The organism is Corynebacterium sp. ACRPO (assembly GCF_022347205.1).
Classification (GTDB): domain Bacteria; phylum Actinomycetota; class Actinomycetes; order Mycobacteriales; family Mycobacteriaceae; genus Corynebacterium.
Map to the genome: position 1 here is coordinate 309,083 of NZ_JAKRNE010000001.1, position 18,431 is coordinate 327,513.

16 protein-coding genes are annotated in these 18,431 nt (G+C 58.6%); 8 read left to right on the forward strand and 8 right to left on the reverse strand.

The features are described from left to right. Positions 1-7: 7 nt before the first annotated feature. From zwf to tkt, 3 genes are all read right to left on the reverse strand, one after another. The gene (zwf, locus tag MHY22_RS01480) at positions 8-1,540 is read right to left on the reverse strand and encodes a glucose-6-phosphate dehydrogenase (protein WP_005328410.1); all 1,533 of its coding nucleotides are present in this window, start codon (positions 1,538-1,540) and stop codon (positions 8-10) included. Positions 1,541-1,639: 99 nt separating this feature from the next. Next, the gene (gene tal / locus MHY22_RS01485) at positions 1,640-2,725 is read right to left on the reverse strand and encodes a transaldolase (protein ID WP_239277701.1); all 1,086 of its coding nucleotides are present in this window, start codon (positions 2,723-2,725) and stop codon (positions 1,640-1,642) included. 27 nt (positions 2,726-2,752) lie between these two features. Beyond that, positions 2,753-4,825 carry a transketolase gene (gene tkt / locus MHY22_RS01490; RefSeq protein WP_239277773.1) on the reverse strand — a complete coding sequence of 691 codons (2,073 nt, stop codon included), beginning with the start codon at positions 4,823-4,825 and terminating at the stop codon, positions 2,753-2,755. 348 nt (positions 4,826-5,173) lie between these two features. On the opposite strand from tkt, the gene MHY22_RS01495 reads away from it, so the two are divergent. After that, positions 5,174-6,118 carry a heme o synthase gene (locus MHY22_RS01495; RefSeq protein WP_239277702.1) on the forward strand — a complete coding sequence of 315 codons (945 nt, stop codon included), beginning with the start codon at positions 5,174-5,176 and terminating at the stop codon, positions 6,116-6,118. An 85-nt stretch (positions 6,119-6,203) separates the two neighbouring features. On the opposite strand, the gene MHY22_RS01500 is transcribed toward MHY22_RS01495, so the two are convergent. The 5 genes from MHY22_RS01500 to mptB all read right to left on the reverse strand — a co-directional run bounded on the left by MHY22_RS01500 (position 6,204) and on the right by mptB (position 11,826). Beyond that, a complete protein-coding gene (locus MHY22_RS01500) occupies positions 6,204-7,181 on the reverse strand; it encodes a quinone oxidoreductase (protein WP_239277705.1) in 978 nt (325 codons plus the stop codon). A 64-nt stretch (positions 7,182-7,245) separates the two neighbouring features. Beyond that, positions 7,246-8,274 carry a heme A synthase gene (locus MHY22_RS01505; protein WP_239277706.1) on the reverse strand — a complete coding sequence of 343 codons (1,029 nt, stop codon included), beginning with the start codon at positions 8,272-8,274 and terminating at the stop codon, positions 7,246-7,248. Between the two features lie 69 nt (positions 8,275-8,343). After that, on the reverse strand, positions 8,344-9,108 hold the full coding sequence (locus MHY22_RS01510) for an ABC transporter permease (RefSeq protein WP_239277711.1): 765 nt from the start codon (positions 9,106-9,108) through the stop codon (positions 8,344-8,346). Between the two features lie 57 nt (positions 9,109-9,165). Then, complete coding sequence (locus MHY22_RS01515; RefSeq protein ID WP_239277712.1) at positions 9,166-10,095, reverse strand: ABC transporter ATP-binding protein; 930 nt, start codon at positions 10,093-10,095, stop codon at positions 9,166-9,168. Between the two features lie 6 nt (positions 10,096-10,101). Further along, positions 10,102-11,826, reverse strand: a complete 1,725-nt coding sequence (mptB, locus tag MHY22_RS01520) for a polyprenol phosphomannose-dependent alpha 1,6 mannosyltransferase MptB (RefSeq protein ID WP_239277713.1) — start codon at positions 11,824-11,826, stop codon at positions 10,102-10,104. 269 nt (positions 11,827-12,095) lie between these two features. Here mptB and MHY22_RS01525 point away from each other — a divergent pair, with 269 nt between their 5' ends. Genes MHY22_RS01525 through MHY22_RS01555 form a run of 7 tightly spaced genes read left to right on the forward strand, consistent with a single transcriptional unit; the run spans position 12,096 to position 18,368 of the window. Continuing rightward, positions 12,096-12,833, forward strand: coding sequence for a metalloregulator ArsR/SmtB family transcription factor (locus MHY22_RS01525; RefSeq protein WP_239277715.1), 738 nt, complete (start codon positions 12,096-12,098; stop codon positions 12,831-12,833). Next, a complete protein-coding gene (gene sufB / locus MHY22_RS01530; protein WP_005324837.1) occupies positions 12,830-14,269 on the forward strand; it encodes a Fe-S cluster assembly protein SufB in 1,440 nt (479 codons plus the stop codon). The genes MHY22_RS01525 and sufB overlap by 4 nt, the downstream gene beginning before the upstream one ends. A 5-nt stretch (positions 14,270-14,274) precedes the next feature. Further along, on the forward strand, positions 14,275-15,429 hold the full coding sequence (sufD, locus tag MHY22_RS01535; protein WP_239277717.1) for a Fe-S cluster assembly protein SufD: 1,155 nt from the start codon (positions 14,275-14,277) through the stop codon (positions 15,427-15,429). 30 nt (positions 15,430-15,459) lie between these two features. After that, positions 15,460-16,218 (forward strand): Fe-S cluster assembly ATPase SufC, encoded by a 759-nt coding sequence (gene sufC, locus MHY22_RS01540; protein WP_005324834.1) that lies wholly within the window; start codon positions 15,460-15,462, stop codon positions 16,216-16,218. Between the two features lie 45 nt (positions 16,219-16,263). Further along, positions 16,264-17,511, forward strand: coding sequence for a cysteine desulfurase (locus tag MHY22_RS01545; RefSeq protein ID WP_239277720.1), 1,248 nt, complete (start codon positions 16,264-16,266; stop codon positions 17,509-17,511). Next, complete coding sequence (gene sufU, locus MHY22_RS01550) at positions 17,508-17,960, forward strand: Fe-S cluster assembly sulfur transfer protein SufU (protein ID WP_005324831.1); 453 nt, start codon at positions 17,508-17,510, stop codon at positions 17,958-17,960. Before MHY22_RS01545 ends, sufU begins: the two co-directional genes overlap by 4 nt. Further along, positions 17,961-18,368, forward strand: a complete 408-nt coding sequence (locus tag MHY22_RS01555) for a metal-sulfur cluster assembly factor (protein ID WP_239277721.1) — start codon at positions 17,961-17,963, stop codon at positions 18,366-18,368. Positions 18,369-18,431: the final 63 nt, after the last annotated feature.

Genomic DNA, 18,431 nt, shown 5'->3' on the forward strand with positions numbered 1-18,431 from the left:
GTCCCTCCTATGGGCGGCGCCAGGAGTGGCCCCGGCGGCGCAACATTCTATCGGCGGATTCCGGGCCCCATGTGCCAGCGCGGTATTCCTCCGGCTGACCAGCTTCGGCCCAGTAATCGATGATGGGATCCAAAATCGACCAGGAAAGTTCCACCTCTTCGTTGGTGGGGAAGAGCGAGGACTCATCGAGGAGGGCATCCAAAATCAAGCGCTCGTATGCTTCCGGAGATTCCTCGGTAAAGGCCTCAGCATAAGCAAAGTCCATATTGACGTCTCGGACCTCCATGGTGGAACCGGGCACCTTGGAGCCAAAGCGCATGGTGACACCTTCATCCGGCTGTACGCGGATCACCACTGCGTTTCGGCCCAGCGCATCGGTCTGGCCGTCAACGAATGGTTGATTTGGCGCTGCCTTGAATACCAGCGCAATCTCGGTCACGCGCCGGCCCAAGCGCTTGCCCGTGCGCAGGTAGAAAGGCACTCCTCCCCAGCGGCGGGAGTTTACTTCCAAGGTACAGGCTGCATAGGTCTCCGTCGTGGACTCCGGATCGAAGCCTTCTTCTTCGCGCAAGCCCTTGACAAACTCGGAGCCTTGCCAGCCGGCGGAGTACTGGCCGCGAGCAGTTGTTTTATTGAGTGGGTGCACGGCGTGGGTAGCGCGCAGCACCTTGACCTTTTCTGCCTGTAGGGCCTCAGGCTCGAAGGAGGAGGGTTCTTCCATCGCAACCAGAGCCAAAAGCTGCAGCAGGTGGTTCTGGATGACGTCGCGAGCCGCACCGATGCCGTCATAGTAGCCAGCGCGGCCGCCCAGGCCAATATCTTCGGCCATGGTGATTTGGACGTGATCGATGTAGTGGGCGTTCCACATGGGCTCAAAAATTTGATTGGCAAAGCGCAAAGCCATGATGTTTTGCACCGTCTCCTTGCCCAAATAATGGTCAATGCGGAAGACCGCGGACTCGGGGAAGACGGCGTTGACAATCTCATTGAGCTTGCGGGCAGACTCTTGATCGTGGCCAAAAGGCTTCTCAATGATTACTCGGCGCCACGAGTCCTCGACGGAGTTGGCCATGCCCACCCGCTCCAGCTGGTGGCAGATATTGGAGAAGAACTCCGGGGGAACCGAAAGGTAGTATGCCCAGTTGCTTCCGGTGCCGCGCTCACGATCAAGCTCGCCCAAACGCGCCGAAAGGCGATCGAATCCAGCATCATCGAAGGAACCTTGCACAAATTCGATTCCCTGGGATAAATGCTGCCAGACATCTTCATTGAACTCGGTACGTGAGCCAGCGATGACGGCTGAGCGAACGTAGTCACAGAATGCGACCTTGTCCCAGTCACGGCGACCATAACCCACAAGGGTAAAGCCAGCGGGGAGGAGACCACGGCTCGCTAGGTCGTAGATGGCGGGCAGTAGCTTTTTATATGCTAGGTCACCGGTAACGCCGAAGATGACCATGCCCGCGGGTCCTGCGATTCGCGGCAATCGCTTGTCGCTGGCATTGCGCAAGGGGTTGACCCAAGCGGCTGAGTCGGTCACGAAGAATCCTTCCTGAGTTTATGGGCTTTAAGCTCGCTAATATTTTAGCGGCAGAATGCCCCGCCGAATTCTCGGCGGGGCACAAGTCACACGGCTAGTTTACGCGAGTCGCTCCTGAATGGAAGCAAGCAGTTCCTCCCACGCAGCGACAAACTTATCTACGCCCTCGCGCTCCAGCACTGCAAAGACATCATCGAAATCAATGCCGACCTCTTCTAGCTGGGCAAAGACGTCCTCTGCAGCCTCGCGGCTATCAGACAGGGCGTCGCCGTGAAGGTTGCCCTCGGAAAGAACCGCATCGATGGTCTTTTCTGGCATGGTGTTGACCGTATGCGGTCCAGCCAGCTCCGATACGTACAAGGTGGCTGGGTACTCCGGATTCTTTACGCCAGTAGAAGCCCACAGCGGACGCTGGAGGTGGGCTCCCTCGGGCAAATCGGCGTCGTTAAGCAAGGCGTCCTGGAAGAGTGCATAGGCGCGCTGCGCATTGGCGACGCCCGCCTTGCCTCGCAGTGCCAGAGCAATCTCGCTACCAATAGCCTCCAAGCGCTTATCCACTTCGGTATCCAAACGGGAAACAAAGAAGGAAGCCACGGAGTGAATGGTGGAGACGTCCTTGCCTGCTTCGGCGGCACGCTTGAGTCCGGTCCGGAAAGCCTCAATGACATCGCGGTAGCGATCCACGGAGAAAATAAGGGTGACGTTGACGCTGATTCCCTCCGCCAGGGCATCTTCGATGGCCGGGAGGGAGCCGGTCGTGGCCGGAATCTTAATCATTACGTTGGGACGATCGACCTTTGACCACAGCTCACGCGCCTGCTCAAGGGTGGCGGTAGCATCATCAGAAATGCGTGGGTCGACCTCGATGGACACGCGGCCATCCGCACCGTTAGTAGAGGAGTAGATATCCGCAAAGAGGTCGCAGGCATTCTTGACGTCCTCGATGGCCAATGCGTACACCGCTTCATCGGCGGTGGCCTTGGCCTCCTTCAACGTGGAAAGCTCGGCGTCGTAGGCGGTGCCGTTGGTCATCGCCGCGGCGAAAATCGCCGGGTTGGTGGTAACTCCCACGATGGACTTAGCGGAAATTATCTCCTTGAGATTGCCCGAGACTAGGCGCTCGCGAGAAAGGTCATCGAGCCAGGTTGAGGTTCCCAGCTGGGCAAGTTCGGAAATGTGGTTCATGTGTACTCCTTATCCAGTCGTGGGGGTTTACTTCTTCGCGGCAGCGAGCGATTCCTGTGCCGCTTCAACAACCGCTGCAGTGGTGAAGCCAAATTTCTCAAAGAGTTCGCCCGCAGGAGCAGAGGCGCCGTAGTGCTCGATGGAAATGGTCCGGCCGAAAGAACCGGTGTACTTGTGCCACGGCATAGCGATGCCGGCTTCGATGGAAACGCGGGCCTGCACTTCGCTAGGCAGCACGGACTCGCGGTATGCGTCATCCTGTTCATCAAACCACTCAAGGCACGGTGCGGAGACAACGCGGGTGGCTGTTCCGGCGGCCTCCAGTTCCTTAGCGGCGGCGACAGCAAGCTGCACCTCAGAGCCGGTAGCGAGGAGGATCACGTCTGGTGTTTCCTTGGACTCTTCCACCAGAACATAAGCGCCGCGGCGCACGCCATCATGCGCCTTTTCCTTGGTGCCTTCCAGTACCGGCAGTCCCTGGCGGCTCAGTGCCAGGCCCTTAGGCGCAGCTTTGTACTCGAGAGCTGCCGCCCAGGTCTGAGCGGTTTCGTTGGCATCGGCCGGGCGAATAACGGACAGGTTCGGGATAGCACGAAGGGCAGAAAGGGTCTCTACCGGCTGGTGGGTTGGGCCATCCTCGCCCAAGCCAATGGAGTCGTGGGTCCAGACATAGTAGGTATCGGTAGACATCAACGAGCCCAGGCGCACAGCGGGGTACTGGTACTCAGAGAAAATAAGGAAGGTGCCGCCGTAAACGCGGGTATTGCCATGCAGAGCAATACCGTTCATAATCGCAGACATCGCGTGCTCGCGAATGCCGAAGTGGAGGTTGCGGCCATATGGCTGAGCCGACCACATATCGGTGGTAATGGCTGCGGGGCCGAAGGAGTCAGCGCCCTTAATCACGGTGTTATTGGAGCCGGCAAGGTCAGCAGAGCCACCCCACATCTCAGGAAGGGAAGCGGCCAATGCTTGGATGGTGGCTTCAGAAGCCTTGCGGGTGGCCAAAGGTTCACCCGGTTCCCACACCGGCAATTCAGCGTCGAAACCTTGCGGCAATTCGCGCGCCTTCATGCGGTCAAAGAGTGCCTTGTTCTCCGGATTGGCTGCAGCCCATTCGTCGAACTTCTTCTGCCACGCGGCGTGCTTCTCGGCGCCGCGCTCGCGCAGCTTGCGGGTGTGTTCGATGACCTCGTCGTCGATGTGGAAGCTGCGCTCGGGATCGAAGCCCAATACCTCCTTGGTGGCAGCTACCTCGTCATCGCCCAGAGCAGCGCCATGAACGCCGCCGGTATTCATCTTATTCGGGGCCGGGTAGCCGATGACGGTCTTCACGCGGATGAAGGAAGGGCGCTCGGTCTCTGCCTGAGCGGCCTTGACAGCCTCCTCAATGGCTACGACGTCTTCGCCGGATTCGACAGTTTGGACGTGCCAGCCGTAGGCCTCGTAGCGGGCTACCACGTCTTCGTTGAAAGCAATATTCGTATCGTCCTCAATAGAGATGCGGTTATCGTCCCAGAAGACAATCAAGTTGCCGAGCTTTTGCGTACCCGCCAGGGAAGAGGCCTCAGCGGTAACGCCCTCCTGCAGGTCACCATCGGAAGCAATGGTGTAGACGTAGTGGTCGAAGGGAGACTCGCCGGCCGGGGCCTCTGGATCGAAAAGGCCGCGCTCCTTCCGTGCCGCCATTGCCATGCCCACGGAGGAAGCAAGGCCTTGGCCAAGCGGTCCGGTGGTGATTTCCACACCATCGGTGTGGTGCACTTCAGGGTGGCCAGGCGTGCGCGATCCCCACGTGCGCAGCTGCTTGAGATCGTCCATTTCCAAGCCAAAGCCGCCCAGGTAAAGCTGGATGTATTGGGTGAGGGAAGAGTGGCCAACTGACAGAACGAAGCGGTCGCGGCCGGCCCAGTGCACATCCGCGGGATCATGGCTAATGACACGCTGGTACAAGGTGTAGGCGAGGGGCGCGAGGGACATAGCGGTGCCAGGGTGGCCGGAACCGCATTTTTGTACAGCATCTGCCGCTAGTACTCGCACGGTGTCGACGGCGCGGGTGTCAAACTCCGACCAATCCTCCGGATAACGGCGCTCGACCATAGTTTGGAGTTCTGGGGACAACTTATCTTTCGACACAGGAAAGCCTCGCTTACGTCTAGGCAAAAAGTACTTAACTTTATTCAGTCTAGTAATTTTTTAACCGGCGGTGCGCAATTATAGAAAGCTCGGCATAAACGGTATGCTGGCATGGCTAAGTGGAGTGCGCGTGGGCGCTAGAGCGCGCACTGAATCTAGCGGCCGTAGGCTTGTAGTCTTTCGCCCTTGCGTCGAAAATTGTGAGTGAGAGAACTGGAACTTTTTCACGGGCCTGTGCGACCGCTAGGGGTGACCGCGCGCAGGGAGTGTGCGGGGCACAGTTCACCAACGTTCAGATAGTGGAGGAATCCCTTGGAGACCATCAAGGCCTATTTTGCGCTAACGAAACCGAGGATCATTGAACTCCTCCTCGTGGCCGCAATCCCGGCGATGCTCCAAGCACAACGCGGCGTGGAGGCCGTTTCAGACAATATCTGGCTTATCGTGTCGACCATTTTCGGCGGTTGGATGGGTGCTGCTGCCGCCCACACGTTTAATAACGTCGTGGATTACGAGCTGGATCAAAAAATGCAGCGCACGAGGGCCCGCCCGCTGGTAAGGGCCACGATTTCTAAGCGGAACGCAGCAATTTTCGCTTGGGTAATGCTCATCATCTCCGTGCTGTGGTTGGGAGTCCTTGCTCATTCATGGCTGGCGGCCTTTTTCGTGGTTTTGACGAACTTCTTCTACGTCTTCGTCTACACCAAGTTTTTGAAGATGCGCAATGCTCAAAATATCGTCTGGGGCGGCTTGGCCGGCTGCATGCCCGCGATGGTCGGCTGGGCGGTTATCCGGGATAACGCTCCTGCTGGAGAGCCTGACCGCTGGTGGCAGGCAATCGTGCTTTTCCTCATCATCTTCTTTTGGACTCCGCCGCACACGTGGGCGCTGGCCATGAAGTACAAGGAAGACTACCGCAAGGCCGGCGTGCCGATGCTGCCCGTAGTTGCTGATGAGAAGGAAGTCACTCGACAGATCGTGTGGTATACCGTGGGCACGGTTATCGTGACCCTACTTATCGTCCCCGCTGCATCGTGGATTTACTTGGTCGCAGCACTTGCCTCCGGCGCGGTATTCCTGTGGATGGCTATCCGCCTGCACAAGGGAGTCAAGAACGGCGCTAAGGTTAAGCCGATGCGACTGTTCATTTACTCCAATAACTACCTTTCGGTGCTCTTTATTGGGCTGTCCATCGACGCAGTATTGGGCTGGGAGCCACTAGGCCGGATGCTCGGCTGGTCGGCCACGTTATTCTAACTGCGCCTAGTTACTCAAGGATAAAGCGAAAGCGCGGGAGAAAGCACAGCTGCTTTTCCCGCGCTTTTGGCGTTTGTGGGTGGGTTTAGGCTTTATCGCCAGCTTGGACGCGCAGCACGATGGAACCGGTAGTCTTGCGCTCCTGGAGGTCGCGGTGGGCCGCAGCGGCGTCTTCCAGTGGGTAGGAGGCCGTGACGTTGAAGCTCAGTTCGCCGTCGAGCACAGCTTGGACGACCGCCTGTGCACGCATTTGGAACTCGCCTTCTTGGGCTGTCCATGCACCGATGGAAGGCCGGGTGAGGAAGATAGACCCATGCTTGTTCAGCAGCTGCGGGTCGATAGGCTCAACTGGGCCAGAGGCGGCGCCGAATAGCGCGACGGTGCCACGAGGGCGTACTGCTTCGAGTGACTCGTGGAAGGTAGCCTTGCCGACGCCGTCGTAAACCACGTCAACCCCCTTATCACCGTTGTAGCGACGGACCTGCTCGGCGAGTCCGTCGCCATAGCGAAATACCTTATCCGCACCGGCTGCGTAGGAGAGTTCTTCCTTTTCGTCCGTGGAGACGACCGTATAGACGGTGGCGCCGAGCGACGATGCCATTTGGGTGAGGACCTGGCCTACACCGCCGGCGCCGGCGGTAATCAGGCAGGAAGCGCCTTCACCCAGTTGATAAACGCCATGCGCCAAATAGTGTGCGGTAATGCCTTGCAGCAACATAGAGGCAGCGACTTCTGGCTGGAAATCATCCGGGACCGCTACTAGTGCCTCGCGTGGGACGCAGACCTGCTCGGCGTAGGAGCCAAAAGCCTGGTTCCAGGCCACCATTGTGCCCTCGGCAATTTCCCCCTTGGGGTCGTGGACTACGCGTCCGGTGCCTTCGAACCCGGGAATGAACGGGGTGGCCGCGTTATAGATACCCTCACGATAATAGGTATCGATGTAGTTGACGCCAGCCATGATGACGTCCACTAATACCTCATCGTCATTAGGGGTGGGGGCGGGAACTTCGGTATAGCGAAGTACTTCTGGTCCGCCGGTTTCTGTGACCTGAATTGCGTGCATATGGTCAGGCTAGCGCAAAAAGCCGGCCGAGTGCAGTACTTCGGCCGGCCGTAAGAATTATGGGCTAAGCAGTCGCTCGCTCTCGTTCAAGAGAGGTTTGGCGCGCCGCGTACTTCTCATCGCCGCTGGGAGAGCCGGTGATGAGATCCGCGGTGCCGTCGGTGCGGCGTACACCGTGCGCCCACAGGAGGGCGGTAAACGCGGTGACGAAGGAGGAGAGGCCAATATGGAAGGGGACAGTCCAGCGCGGAATGCTCATGTAGAACTGGTAAACGCCTACCGCCCACTGAATGAGGATGCATACAACGAGTACCCAGCCAGCCTTCTTAGCGTCTTGAGGTGCCCGGTTCTTATAAAGCAGGAAGACGGTAATAACAGTAAGAGTCAGGTAGACATACATGCACATGGCGTGGGTGACGGCCATGGCTTCGGTATCTACTTGCAGGCGGCCTTCCATTCCCACCCCGGAATCGCCAGAGTGAACGCCCGAACCGGTAACCATCGTGCCGGTGATGAGCACAATGCTCAGGGCAATGGTAGCGACCGCTGCAAGGAGGCGAATCGCTTGGGGGAAGCGAGCGCGTGGCGTTCCGTCATCGGGTTCCAAGATGCGGGAATAGAGCATTGCCGCCAGCCATACCAAGAGCATGGAAGGCAGGAAGTGTAGTGCCACGGACCACCAGCGCAGGTCCAGGTGTACAGAAATGCCGCCGATGATCGCCTGCAGGACGATGCCGGCGACGTTGAGCCAGGCGTATACCTTGAGCTCTGCGCGGCGACGCGCCATGCGCATGGCAATGACGGCGGCGACAGCCGCTGCGGTTACGACGAAAGTAAGCAGGCGGTTACCAAACTCGATGGCCTGGTGGAGAGCAGGCGCAGCGCCTTCCATAGGGACAAGGGAGCCTGGTTGGCATTCCGGCCAGGTGGGACAGCCCAATCCCGAGCCGGTCACGCGGACAATGGAACCAGACACGGTGATGCCACCCTGGCACAAGAGAAGGATGAGCGCGATGAGGCGCTGCTGTTGCAGTGTAGGGGCGGCTTTCTTAAAGAAGCGCTTGATCTTTGTCCAGTAATTCACGCATAGCATCCTACTAGTCGGAAGATTTCGGGCCTAAAAATTCCTCTCGTTTCGAAAGGAACCGGACAAAAGTCACATTTAGCCATCGAAGCGGAACCAACGGACCGCCGCGAACGACGCCACCGCAAGCCACGCCAACAAGGACAGGAGCTCGAGGCTGGGGAAGGCGGAATTGGAGGCGTCGGTAAGCGCGCCTGCTAGGGCGACAGTCGGCACTGCGTTGAGGACGCCATTATTGCCAAGGCCCTGGGAGTAGAGGGTCCACCCGACTACGCCGAGGAGCAGGAACCAGATGAGGTTGGCCAGTGCGAGTACTACCTCAGAGCTGAGGGTTCCGCCGAGTAGCAGCCCCATGGCGGTAAAAGCCGCAACGCCGAAAAATAGCGAGAGGATCATGAGCAGCACCCCGCCCGGGCTGATGCGGAGACCCAGGATATAGGCAGCTATGCCCAAAACGAGGATTTGGAATACCACCATGGTGAGTACGCCGAGGATCTTGCCGCCAATAATTGCCCAGGCCGGCACACCGGATGCGCCGGTGCGTTTAAGGGCCCCATAGCGCCGGTCAAAGGCAAGCGAAATGGCCTGACCGGTAAAGCCTGCGGAGGTGGCCGCTACTGCAAGCACCATGGGAAATACCTCGTGTAAGCCATGTCCGGTGAGGGACTCCAGGTGGGCCGCGCCAATGAGCAAGGCCAGCGGTATGATGACGCTCAACAATTGCTGTTCGCCGTGGCGCAGCATGAGTTTTGCTTCCATCTTTCCTTGCGCGAGCAACATGGCGCCGGCGCTGGCCCGTTTGGGGGCTGGGGTAAAGGTTCCGGGGTTAAAGGTTGTGCTCATGTGGTGGCTTCTTTCCGCAACGCAGTTGGTTGAATTCGGTCCTGGCGTAGGGTGCAGCTAGCTGCGCAAATGGCGGCCGGTAAGGTCAAGGAAGACCTCCTCCAAGTTGCGGTGAGCCGCGTCTAGGCGCCGCAGCAGGACTCCTTGGCGGGCAAGTTCGGCGGTAAGCGTAGCGATGGTCTCGGGCGTGCCGGCTTGGGTCAAGCGGTAATGCAGCGGCCGGGATTTGGTCGCCCGAATTCCAGCCTCAGCCAAAGCCTCCACATCAACATCGATATCGGTGCTGAAACTAAGTCCTGCCGAGTCCGACTGCGAGGTAAGTTCCGCGGGGGTGCCGTGGGCTACCAGCTCGCCATGATCCATGATGGCTACTCGGTCCGCTAGTGACTCCGCTTCATCCATGAGGTGGGTGGTAAGAACAATGGTGACGCCATCGCGCCTTAGGGCTCGAACAAGGTCCCACACCGCCAAACGGGATTGTGCATCCATGCCGGCGGTGGGCTCATCGAGAAAAACTAGCTCGGGCCGACCGATAATTGCTAAAGCAAGGGAAAGCCGCTGCTGCTGCCCACCGGAGAGCCTGCGATAGGGAGTCCGGGCTACTCCTTCCAGCCCGAGCGTTTCCAGTAGCCAGTGCGGGGAGAGGGGATGGGCGCTGTAGCTAGCGGAAAGTTCAAGCATTTCCAGAACACGGATGCCGGAGTAGGAACCACCACCCTGCAACATGATGCCGACCTTTTCGCGCACCTTGTCCGGTGCGGAACTCGGGTCCAACCCCAGGACGTCGATTGTGCCGCTGGTGGGGTGGATAAAACCCTCCGACATTTCGATCGTCGTGGACTTTCCAGCGCCATTGGGACCAAGGAGGCAAAAGATCTCACCTGCGGCAACGCTAAGGCTCAGACCATTAACGGCGGTGGTGGAGCCATATTTTTTCACCACGTTGTCCAAGGTGAGGGCTGGGCGATCGGCTGAAATGGAATTCACGTGGGATTAGTTTAGGACACGGATTCCGCTGCGCCGCACTGCAACCCACCACAGGGCGGCAATGACGGCAAACGTGCAGGCAGCCGACACATAGATGACGATGATGGTGCTGGGCGGCAACCCGAGGCCGCGTGGCAGCACAAAGAAGCTCATAGCTGCCGAATAAGCCACGACGCAGAAACGGAAGATAAGCCGGTTGGCCCATGCAGCCAAAGGCAGTACCGCCCACAGGATGTACCACGGATGGACGACGGGAAAGAAGATAACCAGCACTAAGGAGGCGGTGCCGAGCCCTCCCACAGGGTGGATGCGGCCGCGCAACGTTGCAAAGAGCATGCGGGCCATGAAAGCTACTGCCACCAGCACGCCAAAGGTACGGGTAACGGTGAGAATCGCTTCGGTGTGGTCACCTAGGCCCAGCAGCATTCCAATGAAGCCGGTACCCACGCCTACGGCGGTGGAGGTCGAAAGCCACGAGCGGATGGAGGCCGCCCCGCCTTGTCCCGTGATCCACCCCAGGCCAATGCCGGTCAAGGCGCTAATAAGGGCAATGCTTGCAATTAAGATAACTAGCTGCAGGGCAATGGCATAGGCCAAGGCTTTCCAGCGTGATGCGCCGCCTTTGTCTATCAGGTGGCGGGCATACGCCATCCCCACAAAGCCCAGTCCGATAAAGCCGGTAACCTTGACCATTCCGGCGCAGGACAGACAAAATCCAGAAGCAATTAGTGCTAGGTAGGCACTGCGCGTGGACTCTTCTAGCTTGTCGACGCCCCTCAGGCCCAGCTCCATGCCTACCAAGAGCAGGCCCAGCATTATGGACTCATTATGGATTCCGCCCACCAGATGCAAGATAGTGAGTGGGTTGAGAATGCCGAGCCACAGCGCAGATTCTGGAGATGCCCGGCAGCGTCGCGCGAGACAGCTAATTGCCCACCCAGCAACCATGATGCCGGCGATGGATAGGAGGCGGTGGGCGATAACTCCTAGAAGGATGGAATTTGAGGTAACTGCGCTCACCACTCCAGCGAGACCGAGCGCTACGGGGCCATAGGGGGAAGGGGAGTTGGCCCAGATAAACGGTACGGATCGGGCGAGCTCATCACCCGCGCCAAGCAATTGCACCGGTCCTGCTGAATACGGATCCATGCCCTGCATCACGATGGAACCGTTAGCCAAATAGGAGTAGATGTCTTGGGTAAAGAGCGGGGCAGTAAAAATCAGCGGGAGGACCCAACCAGCCCACGTGCGCCACAACTGGTGTGTGGTCACGAGCCGGCGGGCGCGCGCTGGTGTGAGGGCACCTTCTTGGGGTTGGCGCAGCGGCGTGCCTACAAAAGGGGCAAGAAAAACCCAGGCGGCCACCAACAGGCCTACTCCCACCATGACTATGGCAGAAGAGGTCTGCAGCATGCGAGACATGAGGGAGCCGAAGGGCACGTTGTCATAGGGGTTTCCCACAACTGGGAGAGCGCCGGCACCTAACGCGCCGAAGGCGATAAGCAGAGAACCCACTGTGCCTACCCAGCGCAGGATAAAAAATGTCCGCCATTGTGCGGTGGTGGTGCGCTTTAGACCATCCGCATTGGCGGGGACAAAATCAAAACGAGAATCAGGTTCTGCGGCTCCGGTGTCCTCGGCGTGCAGTCGCGCAGACCGAGAACCAGCGGTGCCCAGCTGCGGCAGCTCGGCCTTGACGCCGGAAAGAAAGCCGCGGAATTTGCCTGTCATGGGATAAGACCTTACGCGAATCCTCCGTCTCAACCCCAGCAGGGGCGCTCTTTTAGCGTGGGCAGCGCCGCCAGTCGTGGCGATGAGGGGAGTTGGCCACCCCCGTGCCACGCCGAAGAATGGCCAATGGTGGCATTCTGGAATGAATTAAGGAACACTAGTGTTGTCTAATAAAGGAGGCGCAGTTGGACTGCGGTGCGACTCTCGGAACTACGGGAGTCGGTTGCAGGGCGACTGTAAGTGACCGAAGCACGAAGGGAGGTCCCGGCATGAGTGCACCTCAGCGTGTAGAAACTACCTACAAGGCGGCTAAGGAATCCCGCACTACGGATGGTGATACCCGCCGGCAGGTGATGCTGTTGCTGCTGAAGGACGGGCCCGTTACCGCTTCCCACTTGGGTGAACGCCTTGGCCTTTCTGCTGCCGGAATTCGCCGGCACTTAGACAATTTGGTGGAAGAGGAACTGACGGAGGTTGTGCGCCGCCGCCCAGTTACTCGCGGCTCAACGGGCAGCGGGTCTGGTCGCGGGCGACCAGCCAAACACTTCCGCCTCACTGATCGTGGTCGAGCGCAATTCGGCCACGCCTACGATGATTTGGCCTCTGATGCCTTGACGGCGCTCCGCGACGTCGGCGGGTCTGAGGCTGTTAAGCGCTTTGCCAAAGTCCGCTTCGAGCGACTCGTTGCAGATGTGCGTCCCTTGATAGAAGAGGGCGAATCTGTAGAGGATGTGGCCCGTAAGCTGGCCGAGGTCTTGGACGAGCACGGGTACGCCGCCACGGTGGACCGCGCTGGTCAGGGAGTGCAAATCTGCCAGCATCATTGTCCGGTCTCCCACGTGGCGGCCGAACATCCAGAGCTGTGTGAGGCGGAACAAGAAGTCTTTTCTGCTCTATTAGGCAAACACGTACAGCCTTTGGCCTCCATTGCTGGCGGTCACGGGATCTGTACCACGAACATCCCCTTGACACCCGTTAATACAAATACTGAAAGGAGCGAGTCATGACCCAGGCACAATCGGCACCCGAGAACAAGATGACCGATGATGAAATCATTGATTCCATTGGTGCATATGAGTACGGCTGGCACGACTCGGACGCGGCTGGTGCTTCTGCTCGCCGCGGCTTGAACGAAGATGTAGTACGCGATATTTCCGCCAAGAAGGGCGAGCCGGAATGGATGCTTAACCAGCGCCTGAAAGCCCTCAACATCTTTGATAAGAAGCCCGTTCCCACCTGGGGTGCGGATCTGTCTGGCATCGACTTCGACCAGATTAAGTACTACGTGAAGTCCACTGAGGAGCAGGCCCAGACCTGGGAAGACCTCCCGGACGACATCAAGGCCACCTACGATAAGTTGGGCATTCCAGAGGCCGAGAAGCAGCGCCTCGTTGCCGGCGTGGCAGCCCAGTACGAGTCCGAGGTTGTCTACCACCAGATCCGTGAGGACCTGGAAAGCCAGGGCGTCATCTTCGTGGATACTGATACCGCTCTGCGTGACTATCCTGAGCTCTTCAAGGAATACTTCGGCACCGTTATTCCAGCCGGCGACAACAAGTTTTCTGCGCTGAACTCAGCAGTGTGGTCCGGTGGCTCCTTTATCTACGTGCCCAAGGGCGTGCACGTAGATATTCCACTGCAGGCTTACTTCCGCATCAACACGGAAAATATGGGCCAGTTCGAGCGCACCCTCATCATCGTCGACGAGGACGCTTATGTGCACTACGTCGAGGGCTGCACCGCTCCTATCTACAAGTCTGATTCCCTGCACTCCGCAGTAGTGGAGATCATCGTGAAGAAGGGCGGCCGCTGCCGCTACACCACCATTCAGAACTGGTCCAGCAACGTCTACAACTTGGTGACCAAGCGCACCAAGGTAGAAGAAGGCGGCACCATGGAATGGGTTGACGGCAACATCGGCTCCAAGGTCACCATGAAGTACCCGGCCGTATGGATGACCGGTCCTTACGCCAAGGGTGAGGTTCTCTCTGTTGCCTTTGCTGGTGAGAACCAGTTCCAAGACACGGGTGCCAAGATGACTCACATGGCTCCGCACACCTCTTCCAATATCGTGTCTAAGTCGGTAGCCCGTGCCGGCGGCCGCGCCGCGTACCGCGGCTTGGTGCAGGTTAATCAGAACGCGCACCATTCCACCTCTAACGTCGAGTGCGATGCGTTGCTGGTGGACAATATCTCGCGTTCGGATACATACCCGTATAACGACATCCGCAATGACCACGTCACGCTGGGCCATGAGGCAACCGTTTCCCAGGTTTCTGAGGAGCAGCTGTTCTACCTGATGTCCCGCGGTATTGCGGAAGAAGAAGCAATGGCGATGATCGTGCGTGGCTTCGTTGAGCCGATTGCTAAGGAGCTGCCGATGGAGTACGCCCTCGAGCTCAACCGCCTCATCGAACTGCAAATGGAAGGATCGGTCGGCTAAAGAAAATGGTCGCTTCGAACGAATTCAACCCGGATAAGATCACCAAGGGTGATGTCTTTACCTCCACCAACGTGGAGGACTTCCCGGTGCCGCACGGCCGCGATGAGGTGTGGCGCTTTGTCTCCCTGCGCAAGCTCCGTGGACTGCACAATGGCGAGTTCGCTGAGGCAGTGGCACAGGACGTCACCGTGAGCGAACATCCAGGCGTAAGCTCCGAGACCGTCGCTCGCGATGACGAGCGCTTGGGCCGCGTTGGTACCCCGTCTGACCGCGTTGCGGCACAGGCGTGGACTTCTATGCCTGAAGGCAAGGTTGTCACCATTGACGCCGAGGCTCAGGTGGAAGAGCCCGTGGTCATTACCTACACCGGCAAGGGCGAGGGCGTAACTTCCTTTGGCGCTACCTCCATCGAGGTAGGCCACCATGCGGAAGCTACCGTCATCTTGAAGTACGTCGGCTCTGGCACCCACGCGGATAACGTCGAGTTTATCGTGGGCGATGGTGCTCACCTCACCGTCGTTGTTGACGTTGATTGGGAAGACGATGCCGTACACCTGTCTAACCACGTGGCACAGCTCGGCCGCGATTCCGTGCTGCGCCACAACTCCGCCATCTTTGGCGGCGAGGTGGTACGTATCGTGCCTCGCGTGAACTTCACCGAGCAGGGCGGCGACGCAGAGCTGCTGGGCGTCTACTTCGCTGACGAAGGCCAGTACTTTGAAAACCGCATGTTGGTAGATCACTCTGTCCCTAATTGCCGCTCCCACGTCCTGTACAAGGGCGCACTGCAGGGCACCAAGGACAATGAGGCCCGTACCTGCTGGGTCGGCGATGTCCTTATCCGCTCCAATGCACAGGGCACCGATACCTACGAGACCAACAACAACCTGATTCTGACTGAGGGCGCTCGCGCGGACGCAATCCCTAACTTGGAGATTGAGACCGGTGAAATTACCGGTGCAGGCCACGCGGCCACCGTTGGTCGCTTCGATGACCTCGAGTTGTTCTACCTGATGTCTCGCGGCATTCCAGAGGCTGAAGCCCGCCGCCTCATCATCCGTGGCTTCTTCAATGAGGTCATCCACCGTATTCCGGTGCAGTCCCTGTCCGAGGAATTGGAAAACCGCATTTCCGAAGAACTGGAAAAGATCTCCGCCTAAAGCTTTCATAGAAGGAAAACCACACACATTATGTCTACTCTGGAAATTAAGAACCTCCACGCCCAGGTGCTGCCGACGGAAGAAGGCGGCGAGCCGAAGGAAATCCTCAAGGGCGTTAACCTGACCATCAACTCCGGCGAGATCCACGCCATCATGGGTCCGAACGGGTCAGGCAAGTCCACCTTGTCCTACACCATCGCCGGCCACCCAAAGTATGAGGTCACCGAGGGCGAGGTGCTTCTCGACGGCGAAAATCTGCTGGAGATGCCCGTCGACGAGCGCGCTCGCGCCGGCCTTTTCTTGGCGATGCAGTACCCAACTGAGGTACCAGGTGTCAAGGTCTCCCAGTTCATGCGTTCCGCAGTCACCTCCATTCGCGGCGAGGCACCGAAGCTGCGCGAATGGAACAAGGAGCTTACCCAGGCCCGCGAGAACCTGAAGATTGATAAGTCCTTCATCTCCCGCTCCGTCAATGAAGGCTTTTCCGGCGGCGAGAAGAAGCGCCACGAGGTTATGCAGCTGGATATCCTGAAGCCGAAGTTCGCAGTCATGGACGAGACTGACTCCGGCCTGGACGTTGACGCTCTGCGCATCGTGTCTGAGGGCATCAATAGCTACCAGAAGGAAACCAATGGTGGCATCTTGATGATTACCCACTACAAGCGCATCCTGAACTATGTGAAGCCGGACTTCGTCCACGTCTTCGCTGACGGCCACGTCATCAAGACCGGTGGCGCTGAATTGGCGGACCAGCTCGAGTCTGACGGCTACGACCAGTTCCTCAAGTAAGGACCGACCCTCGGCCGGTCAACCGCGACTATCCAAAGAAGATTCATGTCTGGATTTGATGTAAACGCAATTAGGGAACAGTTCCCGATTCTCCAGCGCACGGTGCGTGGCGATAAGCCACTGGTGTATCTGGATTCGGGCGCTACCTCCCAGCGCCCGCTGCCGGTATGGAAGGCGGAAGAGGAGTTTGTGCTGCACACGAACGCCCCTGTTCACCGCGGTTCCTATCAATTGGCAGAGGAGGCCGATGATGCCTACGAGTCCGCGCGTCAAGCTATCGCCGCATTTGTGGGCGCGGACCGCGACGAAATCGCCTTTACCAAAAACGCCACTGAGGCCCTGAACGAAGTTGCCTATGCGCTGAGCGACGAGCGCGCGGGGGACCTCTACGTGGGCGAGGGCGATACCGTCGTCATCACCGAATTGGAGCACCACGCCAACTTGGTGCCATGGCAGGAGCTGTGTGCTCGCACTGGCGCTACGTTGAAGTGGTATTCCATGACCGAAGACGGTCGTATCGATCTCGATTCGCTCGAGCTCGATGATTCCGTCAAGGTAGTTGCATTTACTCACCAATCCAATGTCACGGGTGCCGTGGCGGACGTGAATGAACTGGTGCGCCGCGCCCGCGCGGTGGACGCCATGGTTGTCCTCGACGCCTGCCAGTCGGTGCCACATATGGCGGTGGATTTCCATGACTTGGACGTGGATTTCGCAGCCTTCTCCGGCCATAAGATGTGTGGCCCCAGCGGCGTGGGCGTGCTGTACGGCAAGGATGAGCTGCTCAAGAAGCTGCCGCCCTTCCTGACCGGTGGCTCCATGATTGAGATCGTCAAGATGGAAGAGACCACCTTTGCCGAGCCGCCGACGCGCTTTGAGGCGGGCACGCAGATGACCAGCCAGGTGGTTGGCCTCGGCGCAGCGGTGAAGTTCTTGGAAGAAGTGGGCATGGACAATATCCACGCGCACGAAAAGAAGCTCACCGAGCGCGCATTGCGCCAGCTCAAGGAAATCCCTGGTCTGCGCATCATCGGTCCAGAGACCACCGAAAATCGCGGTGGCGCCATTTCCATCACTGTGGAGGGCGTTCACCCGCACGACTTGGGCCAGGTCCTCGATGACCACGGTGTGTCCATTCGCGTTGGCCACCACTGTGCGTGGCCACTGCACCGTGCCTGCGGCGCACAGTCCACCGCCCGCGCTAGCTTCTACCTCTATAACACCGAGGAAGAAGTAGATAAGCTGGTGGACGCAATCAAGGCTGCCCGCGAATTCTTTGGAGTTGCCTCATGAATCTAGATTCCATGTACCAGGACGTCATCCTGGATCACTATAAGAACCCCCAACACGCCGGCCTGAGGGAGCCGTATCAGGCCGAGGTTCACCACGTGAACCCGTCCTGCGGCGATGAGCTGACCCTGCGCGTGCGCCTTTCCGACGACGGCAAGACCGTCGAGGACGTCTCCTATGACGCGGAAGGTTGCTCCATTTCGCAAGCTTCTACCTCGGTTATGGCTGAAGAGATCGTTGGACTGCCGCTTGCGGAAGCCAATGAGAAGCTGGCCGAGTTTGAAAAGATGATTACCTCTCGCGGCCAAGAAGAGGGCGATGAAGACCTCATCGGTGACGGCGTCGCCTTCGCCGGCGTGTCCCAGTACCCAGCGCGCGTCAAGTGTGCGCTCCTCGGATGGAAGGCCTTCCAGGCTGCATCCGCCGATGCACTAACTGAAGTGGAGAACTAGATGACCGAACCCGTAGATCCTTATCAGAACGAGAACTCTTCATTCTCCGGCAGCGGCGAGCGCTCGGAGCAGACCGAAGAGCAGATCTCTAAGGCCTTTGACGTCACCGAATTCATGCGTGATGTCATCGACCCCGAGCTCGGCATCAACGTCGTTGACTTGGGCCTTGTCTATGACCTCTGGTTTGAAGAGGACAATGGCAAGGAAATCGTCATGATCAATATGACGCTGACCTCGCCGGCGTGCCCGCTGACCGATGTCATTGCAGAGCAGGTGGAAGACATCGTTAAGGCCAATAAGCTGGCAGATGCCGTCCGCATCAACTGGGTATGGATGCCGCCATGGGGCCCGCAGATGATTACTGAGGAGGGCCGCGAGCAGCTTCAGGCCCTCGGTTTCGCGGTTTAAAATCGCGTATTAATCACACGCCCCCAACAGCGCATTTCTCGGATTCGGGAAGTGGCTGGTGGG

Bases quoted from the DNA above. Each gene is read 5' to 3' on its own strand.
- tkt (WP_239277773.1), bottom strand. From the start codon at position 4,825: ATGGTCGAGCGCCGTTATCCGGAGGATTGGTCGGAGTTTGACACCCGC.
- sufC (WP_005324834.1), top strand. From the start codon at position 15,460: ATGTCTACTCTGGAAATTAAGAACCTCCACGCCCAGGTGCTGCCGACG.
- MHY22_RS01525 (WP_239277715.1), top strand. From the start codon at position 12,096: ATGAGTGCACCTCAGCGTGTAGAAACTACCTACAAGGCGGCTAAGGAA.
- sufB (WP_005324837.1), top strand. From the start codon at position 12,830: ATGACCCAGGCACAATCGGCACCCGAGAACAAGATGACCGATGATGAA.
- sufU (WP_005324831.1), top strand. From the start codon at position 17,508: ATGAATCTAGATTCCATGTACCAGGACGTCATCCTGGATCACTATAAG.
- sufD (WP_239277717.1), top strand. From the start codon at position 14,275: ATGGTCGCTTCGAACGAATTCAACCCGGATAAGATCACCAAGGGTGAT.
- MHY22_RS01545 (WP_239277720.1), top strand. From the start codon at position 16,264: ATGTCTGGATTTGATGTAAACGCAATTAGGGAACAGTTCCCGATTCTC.
- MHY22_RS01505 (WP_239277706.1), bottom strand. From the start codon at position 8,274: ATGCTATGCGTGAATTACTGGACAAAGATCAAGCGCTTCTTTAAGAAA.
- MHY22_RS01555 (WP_239277721.1), top strand. From the start codon at position 17,961: ATGACCGAACCCGTAGATCCTTATCAGAACGAGAACTCTTCATTCTCC.
- MHY22_RS01500 (WP_239277705.1), bottom strand. From the start codon at position 7,181: ATGCACGCAATTCAGGTCACAGAAACCGGCGGACCAGAAGTACTTCGC.
- MHY22_RS01510 (WP_239277711.1), bottom strand. From the start codon at position 9,108: ATGAGCACAACCTTTAACCCCGGAACCTTTACCCCAGCCCCCAAACGG.
- mptB (WP_239277713.1), bottom strand. From the start codon at position 11,826: ATGACAGGCAAATTCCGCGGCTTTCTTTCCGGCGTCAAGGCCGAGCTG.
- tal (WP_239277701.1), bottom strand. From the start codon at position 2,725: ATGAACCACATTTCCGAACTTGCCCAGCTGGGAACCTCAACCTGGCTC.